This is a genomic window from Pseudomonas sp. FSL R10-1339 (genome assembly GCF_009600545.1).
In the GTDB taxonomy this organism is placed as follows: Bacteria; Pseudomonadota; Gammaproteobacteria; order Pseudomonadales; family Pseudomonadaceae; genus Aquipseudomonas; species Aquipseudomonas bubulae.
The window spans coordinates 1-18,075 of the sequence record NZ_WIVQ01000046.1 but is presented as its reverse complement, the minus strand read 5'-3'; the positions used below and the strand labels follow the sequence as shown (position 1 = coordinate 18,075).

Here is an 18,075-nt window from a genome sequence, read left to right as displayed (position 1 = left end):
CATGCCGGGTCTGATCGCTGGCCAAGGATATCGGTGCAGGACTAATTGCCTGGCTCAACGCTCTTGTGATGCTCCAGCACCCTGTTGATCAAGGCCCGGGTCACCTTGGGCAGTGCCTGCAGGTCGCGCACCAGAATGCTGCGTTCGCGCACCCGCCAGGGCTCGTCCAGTTCTATCACCGACAGGCCCATGGTCTGCTGGTGACGACGGGCCGAAGACTCCGGCAGGATGGCGATACCCACCCCGGCTTCGACCATCCGGCACATCGCTTCGAAGCTGTAGACCTTGATGCGCATGTTCAGGGTATTGCCGTGCAGGGCGACCTGCTCATTTAAAAATCGCAGCAGGGTAGTGCCTTCGTGCAGGCCGATATGCGGATAGGCCAGGGTTTCGGCCAGCTTGATCGACCTAGAGTGGGCCAGGGGGTGATCCAGTGAGGTGACCAGGATCAATTGGTCGGTGCTGAAGTGGATGACCTGCAGGCTGTCAGCCTCGACCGGACCGGCGATGATGCCCATATCCGTTGAGCCATCCATGACCCCGCGGACGATATCGCGGCTCAGGCGCTCTTGCAGGTCCACTGTTACACCTGGGCGTTCGGCAAGAAAACCGGCCAGGATACCGGGCAAGAATTCAGTGGCCGCCGTGGTGTTGGCAAAGATCCTGATATGCCCCGACGCGTCGGTGTCGTACTCGGTGAACTCGCTTTTCATATAGTCCACCTGGCGCATGATCATCCGCGCATGGTGCAAGAACAGTTCACCGGCGGGGGTCAGTTCAACCCCGCGGCTGTCGCGGTACAACAGGCGGCTGGCCAGGTTCTCTTCCAGGCTCTTGATCCGTGCACTGGCGGCTGGCGGCGAGATAAACGCCTTGCGCGCACCCTGGGTGAGGCTGGGGGATTCGGCGATATGAATAAACAGGCGCAGGTCGACAAGATCAAAATGCATGGCTGATTTCCGTTGGGCTTGAGCGTTAAGCAAAACCGAACGCCCCCTTACCGAAACGCAGATTCACAGATCGCCCGGCTTTTGGCAATCATGGCCAAAATAACAAGCCACGGGGCAATCACCGATGAGCGATAACGCACTGGCCGACTGGATCGGTCGTACTGAAGAAATCCATGACGCTCTTAGCCTGAACCTGGTCACCCGTATCGCCGCTACCTTCGGTGAGAAGGTGCCGCAGGCCGGGGAGCCTCTGCCGGCGTTGTGGCAGTGGTGTTTCTTTCAGCCCACGGTAGAGGAAGAGGGGCTGGGCGATGATGGTCACCCGGCCCGGGGCGGCTTTTTGCCTCCGGCCCACAACCGCAACCGCATGTGGGCGGGCGGGCGTGTCGAGTTCTTTACTCCACTCAGGGTGGATGCCAGGGCGACGCGTTTTTCCACCATTCTCGATGTTCGGGAAAAACTCGGTAAAACCGGCTCGCTGCTGTTTGTCACTGTCCAGCATGACTATCTGCAGGACGGCCAACTGGCCATTCGCGAAGAACAGGACATTGTCTACCGCGAACCAACCCCGCCCAAGCTGGCAGAGGGCGAGCCCTTGCCTGCGGGCATCTGGCAGGAGTCGATCACGCCGAGCCCCACCTTGCTGTTCCGCTACTCGGCGGTCACCTTCAATGGCCATCGCATCCATTACGACTGGCCTTATGCGACCGCAACGGAAGGCTACCCGGGGCTGGTGGTACACGGGCCGCTGATGGCCACCCTCAGCCTGCGCGCTTTTTGCCGCGCCAATCCCCAGGCCCAAGTGCGGCGCTTTGCCTATCGCGGCGTGCGGCCGTTGATTGCGCCTCAGCCCTTTGTGCTGCGGGGGCGGGTCGTGGCGGCGGGCAAAGCCGAGTTGTGGGTGGGCAACGCAGAGGGTATCGCCCAGCAGGGCGAAGTGAGCTTCGACTAATAACGACAACAAGGAGCGCTAATGAATCCGTATCTGAACGAAGACTATAACGCCATTCGCGAGGGTGTCCGCGCCCTGTGTGCGGAGTTTCCAGCCGAGTACTGGCGCAAGATTGACGAAGACAAGGGCTTTCCTGAAGCCTTTGTCGCCGCCATGACCGAAGCCGGCTGGTTGTCGGCGATGATCCCCGAGCACTACGGCGGTTCGGGCCTGGGGTTGGCTGAGGCCTCGGTGATTCTTGAGGAAGTGAACCACTGTGGCGGCAACTCCGGCACCGTGCATGGCCAGATGTACAATATGTTTACCTTGCTGCGGCACGGCAGCGAGGCGCAAAAAAGTTATTACCTGCCCCGGTTGGCCAGTGGCGAGCTGCGTTTGCAGTCGATGGCAGTGACCGAGCCAACCACGGGCACCGACACCACGAAGATCAAGACCACTGCCGTGCGCCAGGGCGACACGTATGTGATCAATGGCCAGAAGGTGTGGATTTCGCGGGTTCAGCATTCCGACCTGATGATCCTGCTGGCCCGCACCACGCCGTTGGCCGACGTGCAGAAAAAAGCCGACGGCATGTCGATCTTTCTGGTCGATCTGCGCGAAGCCATCGGCAACGGCCTGACCGTGCAGCCGATTGCCAATATGGTCAATCACGAAACCAACGAGCTGTTTTTCGACAACCTGGTAATCCCCGCCAGCAGCCTGATCGGCGAAGAGGGCAAGGGCTTTCGTTATATCCTCGACGGGCTCAATGCCGAGCGCACGCTGATCGCCGCTGAATGCATCGGTGATGGCCGCTGGTTCAATGAAAAGTCTGCACAGTACGCCCGTGATCGTGTGGTATTCGGTCGTCCGATCGGGCAGAACCAGGGCGTACAGTTCCCGATTGCCGAAGCCCATATCGAGCTGGAAGCCGCCGACCTGATGCGCTGGCGCGCCTGCGAAGAATACGACAGCGGGGGTAAAGCCGGGACGGCGGCCAATATGGCCAAGTACCTGGCAGCCAAGGCCAGCTGGGAAGCGGCCAATGCCTGCCTGCAAACCCACGGCGGTTTCGGTTTTGCCAATGAGTATGACGTCGAGCGCAAGTTTCGCGAGACCCGTCTGTATCAGGTGGCACCCATCTCCACCAACCTGATCCTGTCCTATGTGGCCGAGCATCTGCTCGAGTTGCCGCGTTCCTTTTAATTAACGGAGACAGAACATGCAGATCAGTCATCTGGACCATCTGGTTCTGACAGTGCGGGATATCCCCACAAGTCTGGATTTTTACAGCCGGGTACTGGGCATGCAGCCCGTGGTGTTCGGTCAGGGCCGCCATGCCCTTGGATTCGGCCAGCAAAAGATCAACCTGCACCAGGCCGGTGCCGAGTTCGAGCCCAAGGCCAGCCAGCCACTGCCGGGTTCGGCAGACCTGTGTTTTATCGTCGCGACCCCGTTGGATGCTGTGATCGAGCAGCTGCACGGCCTGGGTGTTGCCATCCTCGAGGGGCCGGTCATGCGCACCGGTGCCCAGGGGCCGATTCGCTCGATTTACCTGCGTGACCCGGATCTGAACCTGATCGAGTTGTCCAATCGAGTGGAGAGCGCGGCATGAGTCAGCACACGCAAGCGCTCACCCGTTTTTTGGCCAGCCTGGATTACCAGCAATTACCCGAAGCCGTTATCAGCCGTACTGAAGAGCTGTTTCTCGACTGGCTGGGATCGGCCCTGGCCAGTCAGGGCGCGCACCCGATCCCGTTGTTTGAACGCTACGCGGCGAAGATGGGCCCGGGCACCGGGCCTGCCGGTATTCTGGTCAATGGCCAGACCACCTCGGCGTATTTTGCCGCGCTGGTCAATGGCGCCAGCTCCCATTTGGTGGAGCAGGACGACCTGCATAACAGCTCCGTGCTGCACCCGGCGACCGTGGTGTTTCCTGCGGTGCTGGCGGCGGCACAGGACCTGGGAAAATCGGGTCGCGATCTGATTGTCGCCACCGTCGCCGGTTATGAAGCGGGCATTCGCATCGGCGAGTTTCTTGGCCGTTCGCATTACCGCATCTTTCACACCACGGCTACGGTCGGCACCCTGGCGGCAGCGGTGGGGGTCGGCAAGCTGATGGGGTTCAACCCGCAGCAGTTCACCCACCTGCTGGGCACTGCCGGGACCCAGGCCGCGGGCCTGTGGGAGTTTCTGCGCGATGCCGCGGACTCCAAGCAGCTGCATACCGCCAAGGCCGCCGCTGATGGTTTGCTGGCTGCTTACCTGACGGGCGAGGGTCTGAGCGGTGCGCAAAATATTCTTGAGGGTGAGCAGGGCATGGCTGCCGGCATGTCCAGCGACGCCAACCCGGCGTGCCTGTCCGATCGCCTGGGCAGCCGCTGGGCGCTGACGGAGACTTCGTTCAAGTTTCACGCCTCGTGCCGCCACACCCACCCGGCGGCCGATGCGCTGCTGGCGTTGATGCAACGGGAGGGGCTTGGAGCAGAGGACATTGCCAGTGTCACCACCCGCGTCCATCAAGCCGCCATCGATGTATTGGGCCGCGTAGAGGTGCCGCAGAGCGTGCACCAGGCCAAGTTTTCCATGGGCACGGTGCTGGGCCTGATTGCCGTCTATGGCAAGGCCGGCTTGCCCGAGTTTCATCAACATGCGCTGAGCGATGCGCGCGTTGGCGCGTTTCGCGACAAGGTGCGCATGGTCCTCGATAACGACGTTGACGATGCGTATCCACAACGCTGGCTGGGCCGGGTGCTGGTGACCACGGTGCAGGGGCGCAGCCTGCAGGGCAGCATCGATGAGCCCAGGGGCGACCCGGGCAATACGTTGAGCCGCGCCGAACTGGAAGACAAGTTTCGCCGCCTGCTGGCCTTCTCGGGAGCGCGTAGCGACGAACAGGCCAGCGGGCTGCTCGAGCAGGTCTGGCACCTGCGCCATCTTGACGACTTGAGTGTACTGACCTGCATCGGGAGACCATCATGACCGCCACCGCGCACAAACCCCGGCCGCTGGACGGTATTACCGTGATCAGCCTGGAGCACGCTATCGCCGCGCCGTTTTGCACCCGCCAGCTGGCTGACCTCGGTGCACGGGTGATCAAGATCGAGCGCCCCGGCTCCGGCGACTTTGCCCGCGACTATGACGGGCGGGTCAATGGTCTGGCCTCGCACTTTGTCTGGACCAACCGCTCCAAGGAAAGCCTGACCCTCAACGTCAAGCAGCAGCAAGCTGCGGACGTGCTCGACAAGCTGCTGGCCACGGCCGATGTGCTGGTACAGAACCTGGCGCCGGGCGCAGCAGAACGCATGGGGTTGTCGTTTGCAACCCTGCATGAGCGTTTCCCGCGGTTGATCGTCTGCGATATTTCCGGTTACGGCGAAGGCGGACCCTACGAGCAGAAAAAGGCTTACGACTTGCTGATCCAGAGTGAAGGCGGGTTTTTGTCGGTGACCGGCGGGCCGGATGAACATGACATGGCCAAGGCCGGTTGCTCGATTGCCGATATCGCTGCAGGCATGTATGCCTACACCGGAGTGCTTTCGGCGCTGCTGCTGCGGGACAAGACCGGGGAGGGCAGCCGTATCGATGTGTCGATGCTCGAAAGCCTGGTGGAGTGGATGAACTACCCGCTGTATTACGCCTACGACGGTGCCGCGCCCCCGCCGCGGGCGGGGGCCGCGCATGCCACCATCTACCCCTACGGCCCGTTCCCCACCGGCGATGGCGGCACGGTGATGCTTGGCCTGCAGAATGAACGCGAATGGCAGCAATTTTGCGACAGGGTGTTGCTACAGCCAGACCTGGCGAGCAACCCGCGCTTTAATGCCAATGCACGGCGTTCAGAAAACCGTAGCGAGTTGCGCGCCATCATTGTTGAAACCTTTGCCAGCATGGGTGCCGATGAAGTGATTGCCCGGCTCGACGGGGCATCGATTGCCAATGCCCATGTCAACGATATGGCCGGTGTGTGGGCTCATCCGCAACTGGCCGCCCGTAAGCGCTGGCGCGAAGTGGACAGCCCGGCGGGCAAGTTGCCGGCGCTGCTGCCACCGGGGTGCAACACCGCTTTCGAGCCGCGTATGGAGGCGGTTCCCGGTCTGGGCCAGCACACCGACAGCCTGCTGGGTGAACTGGGTTATGGCGCGGACGAGATCCAGTGTCTGCATCAACTAGGAGCGGTATAAGGCATGGAGCATCGTGATGGATAACACCAGCATACGTTCAGCGCTGTTCGTCCCGGCTACTCGCCCCGAGCGGATACCCAAGGCGCTGCAAAGCGGCGCCGATCAGGTGATCGTCGATCTGGAAGACGCTGTGGCCGAGGACCTCAAGGCCCAGGCCCGCGCCAGTCTGGATGCTTTCCTTAATGACAATCCGCAGGCCAGGGTGCTGGTGCGGATCAATGCGCCGCAGCATCAGCAGCAGGCAGCCGATATCGAGTTGTGCCGTCGCCAGCCCGGCGTGGTGGCGGTATTGCTGCCCAAGGCCGAAAGCGCTGCACAGGTCGAACAGGCTGCGGCGTGTGGCAAGCCGGTGTGGCCGATTATCGAAAGCGCCAGGGGCTTGCTTGAATTGCCGGCCATTGCCGGGGCTCGCGGGGTGGAACGCCTGAGTTTCGGTGCGCTGGACCTGGGCCTGGACCTGGGCCTGGCCAGCGATACGGCTGGCGCGCAGCGCATTCTCGATCAGGCCCGCTACGCCATTTTGCTGCACAGCGTCCTGGCGCAACTGGCGCCGCCGCTGGACAGTGTATTTGCGGACATCAACAACAGCGCCGGCATGGCCCGCATGGCCGCCGATGCCAGGGATATGGGCTTTGGCGGCCTGCTGTGCATTCATCCTGGTCAGGTGGCAGTGATTCACGCCGCTTTTATGCCGCGTCAGGACGAGCTGGACTGGGCGCGGCGGGTTCTGGATGCGGTTGCATCCACAGGCGGGGTGTTTGTGCTCGACGGGCAAATGGTCGATGCCCCGGTCATCGGCCTTGCCCGGCGGGTATTGCGCCGGGCCGGTCTGCCTTGTAACTGAGGCCAGGCGAAGCGGTTAAACGCAGCACAGGCAACACCAGGCACTACCAAATCTATAACAACAAGAGGTATGTCCCATGTTCAAGCACACTCTCAAGGCTCTGGCCTGCGCATTGCCATTATTCGCAGGTTTTGCGGGCGCTGCCGACCCCATCAGCATCAAATTCGCCCATGTTGTCGCCGAGCACACACCCAAGGGGCAGGGCGCGCTGTTGTTCAAGAAACTGGCCGAGGAACGCCTGCCCGGGCAGGTCAAGGTCGAGGTCTATCCGAACTCCTCGCTGTTTGGCGACGGCAAGGAAATGGAAGCGCTGCTGCTGGGTGACGTGCAACTGCTGGCGCCGTCGCTGGCCAAGTTCGAGCATTACTCCAAGCCGATCCAGATTTTCGATTTGCCCTTTCTGTTCACTGATATCCAGGCCCTCGACCGTTTCCAGCAAAGCCCGCAAGGTCAGGCTCTGCTCAAGTCGATGGAAGGCAAGGGCATTACCGGGCTTGGTTACTGGCATAACGGGATGAAGCAACTGTCCGCCAACAAGGCGCTCTACGAGCCCAAGGACGCCCGCGGCCTGAAGTTCCGCGTACAGGCTTCCGCCGTGCTGGATGAGCAGTTCAAGGCCCTGCGCGCGGCGCCACGCAAGATGAGTTTTGCCGAGGTTTATCAGGGCTTGCAGACCGGTGTGGTGAATGGCACCGAGAATACCTGGTCCAACTACGAAAGCCAGAACGTGTATGAGGTGCAGAAGTTCTTCACTGAGTCCAACCATGGCGCCATCGATTACATGGTGATCACCAATACCAAGTTCTGGAATGGCCTGCCTGAAGAGGTGCGCAACACCCTGGATGCGGTCATGGCCGAGGTCACCGTGGAGGTGAACAAGCAGGCCGAGGCGCTTAACCAGGCTTCCCGCCAGCGCATTGCCGATTCCGGCAACAGCGAAATCATCATCCTTACCCCGGAACAGCGCGAGTTGTGGCGTGAAGCCATGCGCCCGGTATGGAAGAAGTTCGAGAGCGACATCGGCCCTGATGTGATCGCGGCCGCCGAGCAGGCCAACCAAAGCAGTTAATAGTCGCCAGCGCTGATTGCCGTCGGTGGTCCCGCAGGGGATCGCCACGGCAACCTTTGCTTTGTCGTTTCTCGACCGTTCTTTCAAGGGAGATTACCCATGCACGCAGCCGTTCGTGTCTGGAATCACGCGGAAGAAATGCTGGTGGCATTCCTGCTTGCAGGCATGACCCTGGTCACCTTCGCGTATGTCGTATTCAACAACCTCTATGGTGTTTTCTATTCCCTGGGGGACTCGCTGCCGTTCGCCAACGAGACCCTGCTCGGCATCGGCGACAGTATTCTCTACGTCGCCCAGGAGATGACCTGGAGTGTGGCCCTGACCAAGGCCATGTTCGGCTGGCTGATTTTTGTCGGCCTGGCCTGGGGCGTGCGCATTGGCGCGCATATTGGCGTCGACTTGCTGGTGCGCCAGTTCAAGCCTGCCAATCAGCGGCGGGTGGCCTTGCTGGCAGTGGCCATTTGCCTGGGCTATTGCGTGCTGATGGCGTACTCCAGCGAGCAGTGGGTGGCCACGTTGTATGCCGTTGGCACCAGTGCCGAAGACCTGGACCGCTTCGGTATCAGGCAATGGCAAATCGTGATGATCGTGCCGATCGGTTTTGCCTTGATGTTTGTGCGTTTTCTGCAGGTTTTTATCCGCATCATTCAGGGCAAGCAGCAAGGCCTGGGCTTGCACAGTGAAGTGGACGACGCCGTCAAGCTGGCGGAAAACGACCAGCAGGGGACTCCAAAATGACTATTGCCTTCCTTTTTGTCGCCCTGTTCGTGCTGATGTTTGTCGGTATTCCGGTGGCGATTTCCCTGGGCTTGTCCGGGGCCATGACCATTCTGTTCTTCAGTAACGACTCGGTGCGTTCGCTGGCGATCAAGCTGTTTGAAACCAGCGAGCACTACACATTGCTGGCGATCCCGTTTTTCCTGCTATCGGGTGCATTCATGACCAGCGGCGGCGTGGCCCGGCGCCTGATCGATTTCGCCAACGCCTGCGTCGGGCATATCAAGGGTGGCCTGGCCATCGCCGCAATCCTGGCCTGCATGCTGTTTGCGGCGCTGAGTGGCTCTTCTCCGGCCACGGTGGCGGCGGTGGGCTCGATCGTTATCGCCGGCATGGTCCGTTCTGGCTACAAGCAGGATTTTGCTGCCGGTATCGTCTGTAACGCCGGGACCCTGGGCATCCTGATTCCGCCGTCGATCGTCATGGTGGTTTACGCTACCGCCACCGAAACCTCGGTGGGCAAGCTGTTTATGGCCGGTGTTGTGCCGGGTCTGTTGCTGGGGCTGGTATTGATGGTGACCATCTACATCCTGGCGCGGGTCAAGGACATGCCATCGCTGCCCCGGGCCTCGTTCAAGGAAATCGTCACCGCCGGGCGCCGTGCCGGCTGGGGCCTGATGTTGATCGTGATCATTCTCGGCGGTATTTACTCGGGCATGTTCACCCCTACCGAAGCGGCTGCTGTGGCAGCGGTGTATGCAGCGTTCGTGGCGATCTTTATCTACAAGGACATGACCGTCCGCGAATGCCCGAAGGTGATTGTCGAGGCGGGCAAGCTGAGCGTGGTGCTGATGTTTATCATTGCCAACGCCATGCTTTTTGCCCATGTGCTGACCACCGAGCAGATCCCGCAGTCGATTACCGCCTGGGTGGTGGAGCAGGGCTTTACCCCGATTGAGTTCCTGTTGGTGGTCAATATTGTGCTGTTGGTTGCAGGGACTTTTATGGAGCCTTCGGCAATCATCCTGATTCTGGCGCCGATCCTGTTCCCGATTGCCATGCAACTGGGCATTGATCCGATCCACCTGGGCATCATCATGGTGGTGAATATGGAAATCGGCCTGATCACCCCACCCACCGGGCTAAACCTGTTTGTCACCTCGGCGGTCACGGGCATGCCGCTCACTCGGGTGGTACGTGCGGTATCGCCGTGGTTACTGGTGATGCTGGCGTTCCTGGTGCTGGTGACCTATGTGCCGTTTGTGTCGCTGGCGTTGCCGAATTGGCTGGGGATGTAGCGGGCGGGCGCAGGGAATAGTGTGGGAGCGGGCTTGCATCGCGATGCAGGTGGCGCGGTCTGGCAGGCTCACCGTATGGATGCCATCGCGGGCAAGCCGCGTTCCCACAGGTTTTGTGGCGTAGTTAAGAGCTGCGGTTTGCAGGATCCGTTGTGGGAGCGGGCTTGCTCGCGATGCAGGCGGCGCGGTCTGGCAGGCTCACCGTATGGATGCCATCGCGGGCAAGCCACGCTCCCACAGGTTTTGTGTCGTAGTTAAGAGCTGCGGTTTGCAGGATTAATTGTGGGAGCGGGCTTGCTCGCGATGCAGGCGGCGCGGTCTGGCAGGCTCACCGTATGGATGCCATCGCGGGCAAGCCGCGCTCCCACAGGTTTTGTGGCGCACATATGAGCTGATGCCTGCATGCACGCTGCTTGGGTCAAACGCGGCCGACTGCCGCAATCAATTCCTCAGGCTCCACCCGTTGCGCGTAGTCCAGGTTGACGAACGCTTCGCGTATTACCGCATCCTGGTCGATTACAAATGCACTGGCCAGTGGCAGTGTCAGCGAGTCAGACCCGTTGACGCTCTTGAGGTCCGCACCCAGGGAACGGTAGATTTAGTCCAGTTCGCCCTCAAGCTCGAAAACAATGCCGTACTGACGGGCAAGGTGGTTGCCGATATCACTGAGCAGCAGGTAAGTGATCCCCAGCGCTTCACGGGTTTTACCCGTGAACTGCGGCGTCTGCGCCGAGACGGCAACCAGCGTCGCCCCCGCGGCCGTCAGATCACTGACCATCTGCTGGTATGCACTCAAGGCCTGATTGCAGAACGGGCACCACAGGCCTCGGTAGAACACCAGTACCAACGGCCCCATGTCGAGAAAATCGCGCAGATCGACGTTCTGCCCGTTCTCGTCCTTGAGTATCGCCAGCGGCGCCTTGTCGTTAGCTTGCAACGCCTTGCTACTCAAATGGCTATCGACCAGCTTTTGTAGCGAGGTCGAGCGCTTGGCTGGCCGAGAGGCAATAGATCGACTCGGCCAGGGCCTGGCGTTGCCCGGGAGGCAAGTCCTGGATCATTCCGCTGATCCAGGCGGTGTGCTCGACAAAAACGTCATCGACCACGCGCTTGCCTTGCGCGGTCAGCGTAATAATCAATTTGCGCCGGTCCGTCGGATCGGTTTTGCGCTTGATCAACGCGGCGCGCTGCAAACCATCGAGTAGCCCGGTGACCGTTCCCGTGGTAATCGACAATCGGGTCGCCAGTTCCAGAGGGGAGAGCTTGCCTCCCGCGTTTTTGAGGGTCAGCATGATGACAAAACGGCCCTCCGACAGGTTGTAGCGGGCCAGCCGGGTTGCGCAGGCGCGATTGATCGCCGCCGCCGCCGAGAGCAACTCGAAACACAGCTTTACGCTGTCCCTGACCTCAGGCGCTGCGCTCTCTAGTTCACACAGCATGATGTGGTGCTTGTTCTCTAAAATATTCATAAGGCGCAGTTTGTCTTGGCGCCTTACTAAGTCAAACGGTTAGGCCGAAGCCCCGCCTGGGGTATACTTTGCCGCCACGCAATTTAGCCAAATCATACGTATCGGGATTTCCATGAGTCGTTCTCTTTCCATAACCCCTGGGCGCAAACCGCTTGCGCCGCTGTTGGCCTTTATCTTGTTGCTGCAGGGCGCTGTTTTCCTGCAAAACAATGTCGGTACGCGCCAGGTGTTGTTGCTGATCGTCGGCGCGGCGCTGGGCTTGACCCTTTATCACGCTGCATTCGGTTTTACCTCGGCCTGGCGAGTCTTTATCAATGATCGCCGTGGTGCAGGCCTGCGCGCGCAAATGGTGATGCTGGCCGTGGCTGTGGTGCTGTTTTTCCCCGCGCTGGGAGCGGGCACCCTGTTTGGCCAGCCGGTCGTCGGGCTGGTGGCGCCGATCGGTGTGTCGGTGGTGTTCGGTGCGTTTATTTTCGGCATCGGCATGCAGTTGGGCGGCGGGTGTGCGTCCGGCACCCTGTTCACTGTCGGCGGCGGCAATACGCGCATGCTGGTGACCCTGTTGTTCTTTATCTGTGGATCATTAATCGCCACTCAGCATGTTGACTGGTGGTTTGCCCTGCCTGCGTTTCCGGCGACCTCTATCGTTAAAAGCTTCGGGGTGGTTCCCGCCTTGCTGCTGAGCCTGGCCGTGTTCGCGATCATCGCCGCAGTGACCGTACGCCTGGAGAAATCCCGTCACGCCAGCCTTGAAGCAGGGGTGACCAGTGAACATCAGGGCCTGCGCCGCTTTTTGCGTGGGCCGTGGCCTCTGGTCTGGGGGGCGATAGGTCTGGCGCTGCTGAACTATGCCACGCTGGCACTGGCCGGGCGGCCGTGGGGTATTACTTCGGCGTTCGCGCTGTGGGGCGCCAAGGCGGCAAGCGGACTGGGGGTTGATGTTGGCAGTTGGGGGTTCTGGCAGATGCCGGGCAATGCCAAGGCACTGGCCGCGCCGGTGTGGGAAGACATCACCAGCGTAATGGATATTGGCATCGTTCTCGGTGCGTTGTTGGCCGCCGGCCTGGCCGGTCGTTTTGCTCCCAGCCTGAAAATCCCGCCGCGCTCGCTGCTGGCGGCAGTGATTGGTGGCCTGCTGCTCGGGTATGGCTCGCGTCTGGCCTACGGCTGCAATATTGGCGCGTACTTCAGCGGCATCGCCTCAGGCAGCCTGCATGGCTGGGTATGGCTGGTGGCAGCGTTTATCGGCAACACGGTGGGCGTGCGCCTGCGACCACTGTTCTTTACCGGCGAGCGGCCACAGGCGGCGTTGAGCGGCTGCTAAAAAAGGACAGGGGCTGCTTTCTCGGCAGCCGTTTTTTTCAGCGACGATAGTCGCGGTGATGGTTGTCGTAACGCTGGTGCATGGCCCGGTCATGACGGCGGCGCTCGGCTTCGCGGCGGGCTTGCTCCCGACGCCATTGATCGCGACGCCAGTTTTCTCTGCGGCGATCGTCTCTGCGAGCTTGCCAGCGGTTGTCATATCGGTGGTGGTCGTCACGGGCAAGCAGGGGTGCTGTCTGTTCACCGGCCAGCCTTGGCCAGGGATTGGCAGCCGTCGTCTGAACGGCTCCAGGTTCAGTAGCAAAAACCGCGGGCGGGGTCTTTGTCGGTGTAGCTGATGCCGAGCCCATTGCCGCAAACGCGAACAGGCTCAAAAGCACCATCCGTGGGGCGTGGAATTTCATGAGCGAAGATAACCTCTGAATATCATTCGAATGTGTCGCCATCTGCTGACTGACGCCTGGAGCTCGCGCTTGTCGCGCAGATACGCGTACTCACATAGACAGATAAACAGGGAAAAGTTCGCAAGCTGGCTGCTTGTGTAAGTCGGCTCAGTATGCAAAACGGCGCCTGAGCGCCGTTGTGCCGGGGTTAGGGCAGGTTAGTGTTCTTGCTCGAAGCTCTTTTTACGCAAGGGCGGGGACTGTTCGTAGTGCTCGTCCGACTCCACCACGGGTACTTCCTTGCCATTGCAGTCGAACAGCTTGCCATCGCGAAATACATCGCCATCGTTGAGGCAGCTGATATCCCGGGAGCGCAGGATACGGTCGCTGGCGGCGACGAATACCGACTGCTGGTCGGAGTTGCCGGCCCGCAGATGGTTGAACAGCAGGTTGAGCAGGATGGCCATGATTGCGGCCGAGCTGATGCCGGAGTGGAAGATGGTCTCGAACCAGGTCGGGAAGTGCTGGTAGAAGTTGGGCGCTGCAATGGGGATCATGCCGAAACCGATCGATGTGGCGACGATGATCAGGTTCATGTTGTTGCGATAGTCCACCTGCGCCAGGGTGCGGATGCCGCTGGCGGCGACGGTACCAAACAGGACCAGGCCAGCACCGCCAAGCACGGCAGTGGGCACGGCGGCGACCAGGCGACCCATCACCGGCAGCAGCCCCAGTGTCACCAGGATCAGGCCGCCGGTGGCCACCACATAACGGCTCTTGATACCGGTCACGGCGACCAGGCCAACGTTCTGTGCAAAGGCGCTCTGGGTAAAGGAGCCGAACAGCGGCGCCAGGGCACTGGAAATCATGTCAGCGCGCAGGCCGTTGCCAAGGCGTTTGGCGTCGACCTTGGTGTCGATGATTTCGCCCACTGCCAGGATATCGGCGGAGGTCTCGACCATGGTCACGATAATCACGATCAGCATCGACAGGATGGCTGCGAGGCGGAACTCGGGCATGCCGAAGTGCAGCACCTCGGGCAATGCGACCAGCGGGCCTTCCAGCACCCGGGAGAAGTCGGTCATGCCCACGGCCGTGGCAACCAGTGTGCCGATAACGATAGCCAGCAGAATCGACAGGCGTGAAATACTGGCGCTGCCCAGCTTGCTGAGCAGCAGCACGAGCACCAGGGTGAGTGCCGCCAGGCCGATGTTGGCCATGCTGCCGAAGTCAGGTGACTGACTGTTGCCGCCCATGGCCCAGCGCGCCGTGACCGGCATCAGGGTCAGACCGATGGTGGTGATGACGATGCCCGTCACCAGGGGCGGAAAGTACTTGGTGATGCTGGAAAACAGCGGTGTGATCAGCAAGCCGATCACGGAAGCCACGATCACCGCCCCGAACACCACCGGCAGGCCTCCTGCGCCGTCACCGCCAATGATGGCGACCATGGTGGAGACACCGGCGAAGGACACCCCCTGCACCAGCGGCAGGCGACAGCCAAAGAAAGGGATACCCAGTGTCTGCAACAGTGTGGCCAGGCCACCGGCGAACAGCGAAGCGGCGATCAGCAGGCCAACGTCGGCCGATGAAAGGCCGGCTGCCTGGCCAATGATCAGGGGCACCGCAATGATGCCCCCATACATTGTCAGGACGTGCTGCAGGCCGTAGGCCAGGTTGGCGCCAGTACCGAGGTTTTCGTCTTCTGGACGAGGGGAAGCGGTAGAAGTCATGGTGAGTAGCTCGCTTTTGTTATTTTAGATGCGTCTAACAGCACGTTCTCAGTTGCATCCGTTGAGCCCTGTCAGGAACTCAACGGCCTGAAGGGGTTATTCACCGCTGACCAGCTGGTGGGCCAACTGGTTGTGGCGTTCCAGCACCCGCGGCAGGTCGACGGTGGTGAGGTGGCCATCCCTGACCACCACGCGACCATTGATCACGCTGGTATGGACCTGGGTCGGGGTACAGAACACCAACGCTGCCAGCGGGTCGTGATGGGCTCCGGCGTAGGCCAGATGGCCAAGGTCGAAAGCGACAAAATCCGCCACCATGCCCGGTGCCAGTGCACCAATATCATTGCGGTTAAGCACCTTGGCGCCCCCCAATGTGGCAATTTCCAGCGCCTCGCGGGCGGACATCGCATCGGGGCCAAAACCCACCCGCTGCAACAGCAGGGCCTGACGTACTTCACCAATCATGCTGGCGCCATCGTTGGACGCAGAACCGTCAACCCCCAACCCCACCGGCACGCCGTGGTCGCGCATCCTGCGAATCGGCGCGATCCCCGAAGCCAGGCGCATGTTCGAGCACGGGCAGTGGGCGACCCCAGTACCGGTGCGGGCGAACAGCTCGATGCCGTGCTGGTCGAGTTGTACGCAATGGGCGTGCCAGACGTCGTGGCCGACCCAGCCCAGGTCTTCGGCGTACTCGGCAGGGGTCATGCCGAACTTCTCGCGGCTGTAGGCGATGTCACTGACGTTCTCGGCAAGGTGGGTGTGCAGCGAGACCCCGTACTGGCGGGCGAGTACTGCGGCCTCGCGCATCAGGTCGCGGCTGACCGAGAAGGGCGAGCAGGGCGCCACGACCATGCGCAGCATCGAGCCATGGCGGGGGTCGTGGTAGTCCTCGATCAGACGCTGGGACTCTTTGAGAATATGGCTTTCTTTCTCAACCACCGAGTCGGGCGGCAAGCCGCCCTGGCTACGGCCCACGCTCATGCTCCCGCGTGCGGCGTGAAAGCGCATGCCGATCTCTGCAGCGGCATGGATGCTGTCGTCCAGCTTGCAGCCGTTGGGGTAGATATACAGATGGTCACTGGAAGTGGTGCAGCCAGAGAGAATCAGCTCGGCCATCGCCGTCTGGGTCGAAACCGCGATCATTTCCGGCGTGAGTCGCGCCCAGATTGGATACAAGTTGTTGAGCCAATTGAACAGCTCGCCGTCCTGGGCTGCCGGTACAACGCGGGTCAGGCTCTGGTACATATGGTGGTGGGTGTTGATCAGCCCCGGGATAACCACCTTGCCGGTCATGTCCAGAATCACGTCGGCCTGTTGCGGCAGGGATTCGCTGGGGCCGACCTGCTTGATCAGGTTGTCTTCGATAAACAGGCCGCCGCGCCGGATTTCCCTGCGTTCACCATCCATTGTGACCAGCAGTTCTGCGTTCTTGACCAGTAAAGTCTTTGCCATGGGTATTCCTCTTCCGTTTGGAGTTTGCTTTCAACGTGATGCGGTTGCAGGCATCGGTTTTCGGCTTGAGCCAAGCCCTGGCAGCCGGATGCAGCATGGCTGGGCAGGGGCAGTCGGTTCACTGGCACACCCATGGGCGCAGTGAATACGCGATGACATGCGCCGGTAAGGCGCGTTGAATTGAAGCGGCTGTGCAAGCTGCATGGTGTTTGACCATCGCAATACGCAGCGGCGATTGCCGGAGTCGTAGGCGTGCAATGATGTAACCAGAATTGGTTATTATTGTATACAACTAAAAATGCAGTGATGTTGTCGATTGTGACCGGGGGCTGGCAGGGGAGAAGATTTGCTGGAGTCTGGAGAGTCGATCAGGAGCGGGTGCGGGGGCGGGTAATGTGGGAGCGAGCCTGCTCGCGATGCAGGCGACGCGGTCTTTCGGGCAATGGGGATGTCTTCGCGAGCAGGCTCGCTCCCACAGGAATTGCGGGGTGTTTTTACCACCCGGTGTGAGGGCGGGACCTATGAGCGGCGCTGCTCACAGATCCCGCCCATGCCATCACCTCAACGCTGGTGTACGCGGCGGGATCATGCGTTTGCTGCCGGTTGCCTCAAATGCCGAAGCAAAGCGCAGCAACGCCGAATCGTCATAGGCGCGACCGGCAAACGTCAGCCCCACCGGCATGCCGATGTCGGCCATCACGCCCATGGGCACGGTCACGGTCGGTACGCCCAGATGGCGGATGGCCAGGTTGCCGTTGGCCACCCACACGCCGTTGCTCCAGGCGATATCCGCCGACGCCGGGTTCACATCCGCATCTGCCGGGGCCACATCGGCCACGGTCGGGAACAGCACGGCATCCAGTCCCAGGCGGTCCATCCAGTCTTCCAGGTCGATGCGCCGGGTTTTTTCAAGGCCGCGCAGACCGTCTGGCACGCTACTGATCTGATCCCACGGGGTAATGCCGCGCTGGGCCATGCGCACGTATTCGTCCATGCCTGCCGCCAGTTCGTCTTCACGGTTGGGCAGGGTGCCCGGGTCGTGAGGGAAAATCAGCGGCCCATCAACGTCGGCCAACCGGTTGAGTTTAGGGTCACCGTTGGCGCGCAGGAAATCATCGAATGCCCACGCGGACAATTCCCAAAGCTCGTCATGCATAAACTCTTTGGACACCAGCCCGCGGGTGAACACGGTTGGCGCGCCGGGGCGATCGCCTTCGCAGTTGGAAACCAGCGGGAAGTCCACTTCAATCACTTCGCCGCCCTGGGCTTCGATGGCCTTGCGCGCGGCTTGCCACAGGTCGATCACCGAGGCACGGGTGATGATGCGTTGCCCGGTGGGGCCGCCGATGCCCGGTGCTTCGGATGTGCCGGCCTCGGGGTCGGCATTGATATACATGCGCGGTACGCCAAAGCGTTTGCCGGCCAGCGTTTCGCTGCCGGCATTGAGTTGTGCATAGGAGGCCGGCCGCACCGAAGCCACACTCGGAATCGGTACCCAGGGCTGCAGGCGCCACAGGTCTCCACGGGTATCAGTATCTTCAGCGACGACCACATCGAGCACTTCGAGCAAGTCGGCCATGGTGCGGGCAAAGGGCACCACCACGTCCATGGTCGGCGTCAGCGGCCAGTTGCCACGTACCGAAATCACGCCCCGTGAAGGCGTGTAGGCGCACAGGCCGTTGTTGGACGCCGGGCCGCGCCCGCTCGACCAGGTTTCTT

The 18,075-nt window shown here is 61.2% G+C and carries 17 protein-coding genes; 10 read left to right on the top strand and 7 right to left on the bottom strand.

What is annotated here, in order from left to right; translation table 11 throughout:
• Nucleotides 1-41: 41 nt before the first annotated feature.
• On the bottom strand, nt 42-950 hold the full coding sequence (locus tag GHO03_RS14630; RefSeq protein WP_095000534.1) for a LysR family transcriptional regulator: 909 nt from the start codon (nt 948-950) through the stop codon (nt 42-44).
• A 124-nt stretch (nt 951-1,074) separates the two neighbouring features.
• On the opposite strand from GHO03_RS14630, the gene GHO03_RS14625 reads away from it, so the two are divergent.
• From GHO03_RS14625 to dctM, 9 genes are all read left to right on the top strand, one after another.
• Nucleotides 1,075-1,902 (top strand): MaoC family dehydratase N-terminal domain-containing protein, encoded by an 828-nt coding sequence (locus GHO03_RS14625; RefSeq protein ID WP_153400121.1) that lies wholly within the window; start codon nt 1,075-1,077, stop codon nt 1,900-1,902.
• A 21-nt stretch (nt 1,903-1,923) separates the two neighbouring features.
• A complete protein-coding gene (locus GHO03_RS14620; RefSeq protein ID WP_153400120.1) occupies nt 1,924-3,087 on the top strand; it encodes an acyl-CoA dehydrogenase family protein in 1,164 nt (387 codons plus the stop codon).
• Between the two features lie 16 nt (nt 3,088-3,103).
• The gene (locus GHO03_RS14615) at nt 3,104-3,496 is read left to right on the top strand and encodes a VOC family protein (RefSeq protein WP_095018112.1); all 393 of its coding nucleotides are present in this window, start codon (nt 3,104-3,106) and stop codon (nt 3,494-3,496) included.
• Complete coding sequence (locus GHO03_RS14610; protein WP_153400119.1) at nt 3,493-4,863, top strand: MmgE/PrpD family protein; 1,371 nt, start codon at nt 3,493-3,495, stop codon at nt 4,861-4,863. Before GHO03_RS14615 ends, GHO03_RS14610 begins: the two co-directional genes overlap by 4 nt.
• Nucleotides 4,860-6,065, top strand: a complete 1,206-nt coding sequence (locus tag GHO03_RS14605; protein ID WP_153400118.1) for a CaiB/BaiF CoA-transferase family protein — start codon at nt 4,860-4,862, stop codon at nt 6,063-6,065. Before GHO03_RS14610 ends, GHO03_RS14605 begins: the two co-directional genes overlap by 4 nt.
• Nucleotides 6,066-6,081: 16 nt before the next feature.
• Complete coding sequence (locus tag GHO03_RS14600; RefSeq protein ID WP_153400117.1) at nt 6,082-6,909, top strand: CoA ester lyase; 828 nt, start codon at nt 6,082-6,084, stop codon at nt 6,907-6,909.
• A gap of 76 nt (nt 6,910-6,985) precedes the next feature.
• Nucleotides 6,986-7,978, top strand: coding sequence for a TRAP transporter substrate-binding protein (locus tag GHO03_RS14595; protein ID WP_095000527.1), 993 nt, complete (start codon nt 6,986-6,988; stop codon nt 7,976-7,978).
• Nucleotides 7,979-8,077: 99 nt separating this feature from the next.
• Nucleotides 8,078-8,716, top strand: coding sequence for a TRAP transporter small permease (locus GHO03_RS14590; protein ID WP_095018108.1), 639 nt, complete (start codon nt 8,078-8,080; stop codon nt 8,714-8,716).
• On the top strand, nt 8,713-9,993 hold the full coding sequence (gene dctM / locus GHO03_RS14585) for a C4-dicarboxylate TRAP transporter large permease protein DctM (RefSeq protein WP_095000525.1): 1,281 nt from the start codon (nt 8,713-8,715) through the stop codon (nt 9,991-9,993). Before GHO03_RS14590 ends, dctM begins: the two co-directional genes overlap by 4 nt.
• Nucleotides 9,994-10,591: 598 nt before the next feature.
• Here dctM and GHO03_RS25145 read toward each other — a convergent pair.
• Both GHO03_RS25145 and GHO03_RS14575 read right to left on the bottom strand, forming a co-directional pair.
• Nucleotides 10,592-10,945: a peroxiredoxin family protein gene (locus tag GHO03_RS25145; protein ID WP_178110317.1), complete on the bottom strand. Its 354-nt coding sequence runs from the start codon at nt 10,943-10,945 to the stop codon at nt 10,592-10,594.
• 4 nt (nt 10,946-10,949) lie between these two features.
• Complete coding sequence (locus GHO03_RS14575; RefSeq protein WP_095023521.1) at nt 10,950-11,462, bottom strand: MarR family winged helix-turn-helix transcriptional regulator; 513 nt, start codon at nt 11,460-11,462, stop codon at nt 10,950-10,952.
• A gap of 112 nt (nt 11,463-11,574) precedes the next feature.
• Here GHO03_RS14575 and GHO03_RS14570 point away from each other — a divergent pair, with 112 nt between their 5' ends.
• The gene (locus GHO03_RS14570; RefSeq protein WP_153400116.1) at nt 11,575-12,786 is read left to right on the top strand and encodes a YeeE/YedE family protein; all 1,212 of its coding nucleotides are present in this window, start codon (nt 11,575-11,577) and stop codon (nt 12,784-12,786) included.
• Nucleotides 12,787-12,823: 37 nt separating this feature from the next.
• On the opposite strand, the gene GHO03_RS14565 is transcribed toward GHO03_RS14570, so the two are convergent.
• The 4 genes from GHO03_RS14565 to GHO03_RS14550 all read right to left on the bottom strand — a co-directional run.
• Complete coding sequence (locus GHO03_RS14565; protein ID WP_176464265.1) at nt 12,824-13,189, bottom strand: hypothetical protein; 366 nt, start codon at nt 13,187-13,189, stop codon at nt 12,824-12,826.
• Between the two features lie 197 nt (nt 13,190-13,386).
• Entirely contained in the window at nt 13,387-14,901 is a 1,515-nt protein-coding gene (locus tag GHO03_RS14560) for a nucleobase:cation symporter-2 family protein (protein WP_153400115.1), read from the bottom strand.
• A 96-nt stretch (nt 14,902-14,997) separates the two neighbouring features.
• Entirely contained in the window at nt 14,998-16,356 is a 1,359-nt protein-coding gene (locus GHO03_RS14555) for an 8-oxoguanine deaminase (protein WP_153400114.1), read from the bottom strand.
• Between the two features lie 556 nt (nt 16,357-16,912).
• Nucleotides 16,913-18,075 (bottom strand): amidase (locus tag GHO03_RS14550; protein WP_153400113.1); only part of this gene is annotated, 1,163 nt, incomplete at its 5' end.

Bases quoted from the DNA above. Each gene is read 5' to 3' on its own strand.
- GHO03_RS14630 (WP_095000534.1), bottom strand. From the start codon at position 950: ATGCATTTTGATCTTGTCGACCTGCGCCTGTTTATTCATATCGCCGAA.
- GHO03_RS14625 (WP_153400121.1), top strand. From the start codon at position 1,075: ATGAGCGATAACGCACTGGCCGACTGGATCGGTCGTACTGAAGAAATC.
- GHO03_RS14620 (WP_153400120.1), top strand. From the start codon at position 1,924: ATGAATCCGTATCTGAACGAAGACTATAACGCCATTCGCGAGGGTGTC.
- GHO03_RS14615 (WP_095018112.1), top strand. From the start codon at position 3,104: ATGCAGATCAGTCATCTGGACCATCTGGTTCTGACAGTGCGGGATATC.
- GHO03_RS14610 (WP_153400119.1), top strand. From the start codon at position 3,493: ATGAGTCAGCACACGCAAGCGCTCACCCGTTTTTTGGCCAGCCTGGAT.
- GHO03_RS14605 (WP_153400118.1), top strand. From the start codon at position 4,860: ATGACCGCCACCGCGCACAAACCCCGGCCGCTGGACGGTATTACCGTG.
- GHO03_RS14600 (WP_153400117.1), top strand. From the start codon at position 6,082: ATGGATAACACCAGCATACGTTCAGCGCTGTTCGTCCCGGCTACTCGC.
- GHO03_RS14595 (WP_095000527.1), top strand. From the start codon at position 6,986: ATGTTCAAGCACACTCTCAAGGCTCTGGCCTGCGCATTGCCATTATTC.
- GHO03_RS14590 (WP_095018108.1), top strand. From the start codon at position 8,078: ATGCACGCAGCCGTTCGTGTCTGGAATCACGCGGAAGAAATGCTGGTG.
- dctM (WP_095000525.1), top strand. From the start codon at position 8,713: ATGACTATTGCCTTCCTTTTTGTCGCCCTGTTCGTGCTGATGTTTGTC.
- GHO03_RS14575 (WP_095023521.1), bottom strand. From the start codon at position 11,462: ATGAATATTTTAGAGAACAAGCACCACATCATGCTGTGTGAACTAGAG.
- GHO03_RS14570 (WP_153400116.1), top strand. From the start codon at position 11,575: ATGAGTCGTTCTCTTTCCATAACCCCTGGGCGCAAACCGCTTGCGCCG.
- GHO03_RS14565 (WP_176464265.1), bottom strand. From the start codon at position 13,189: ATGAAATTCCACGCCCCACGGATGGTGCTTTTGAGCCTGTTCGCGTTT.
- GHO03_RS14560 (WP_153400115.1), bottom strand. From the start codon at position 14,901: ATGACTTCTACCGCTTCCCCTCGTCCAGAAGACGAAAACCTCGGTACT.
- GHO03_RS14555 (WP_153400114.1), bottom strand. From the start codon at position 16,356: ATGGCAAAGACTTTACTGGTCAAGAACGCAGAACTGCTGGTCACAATG.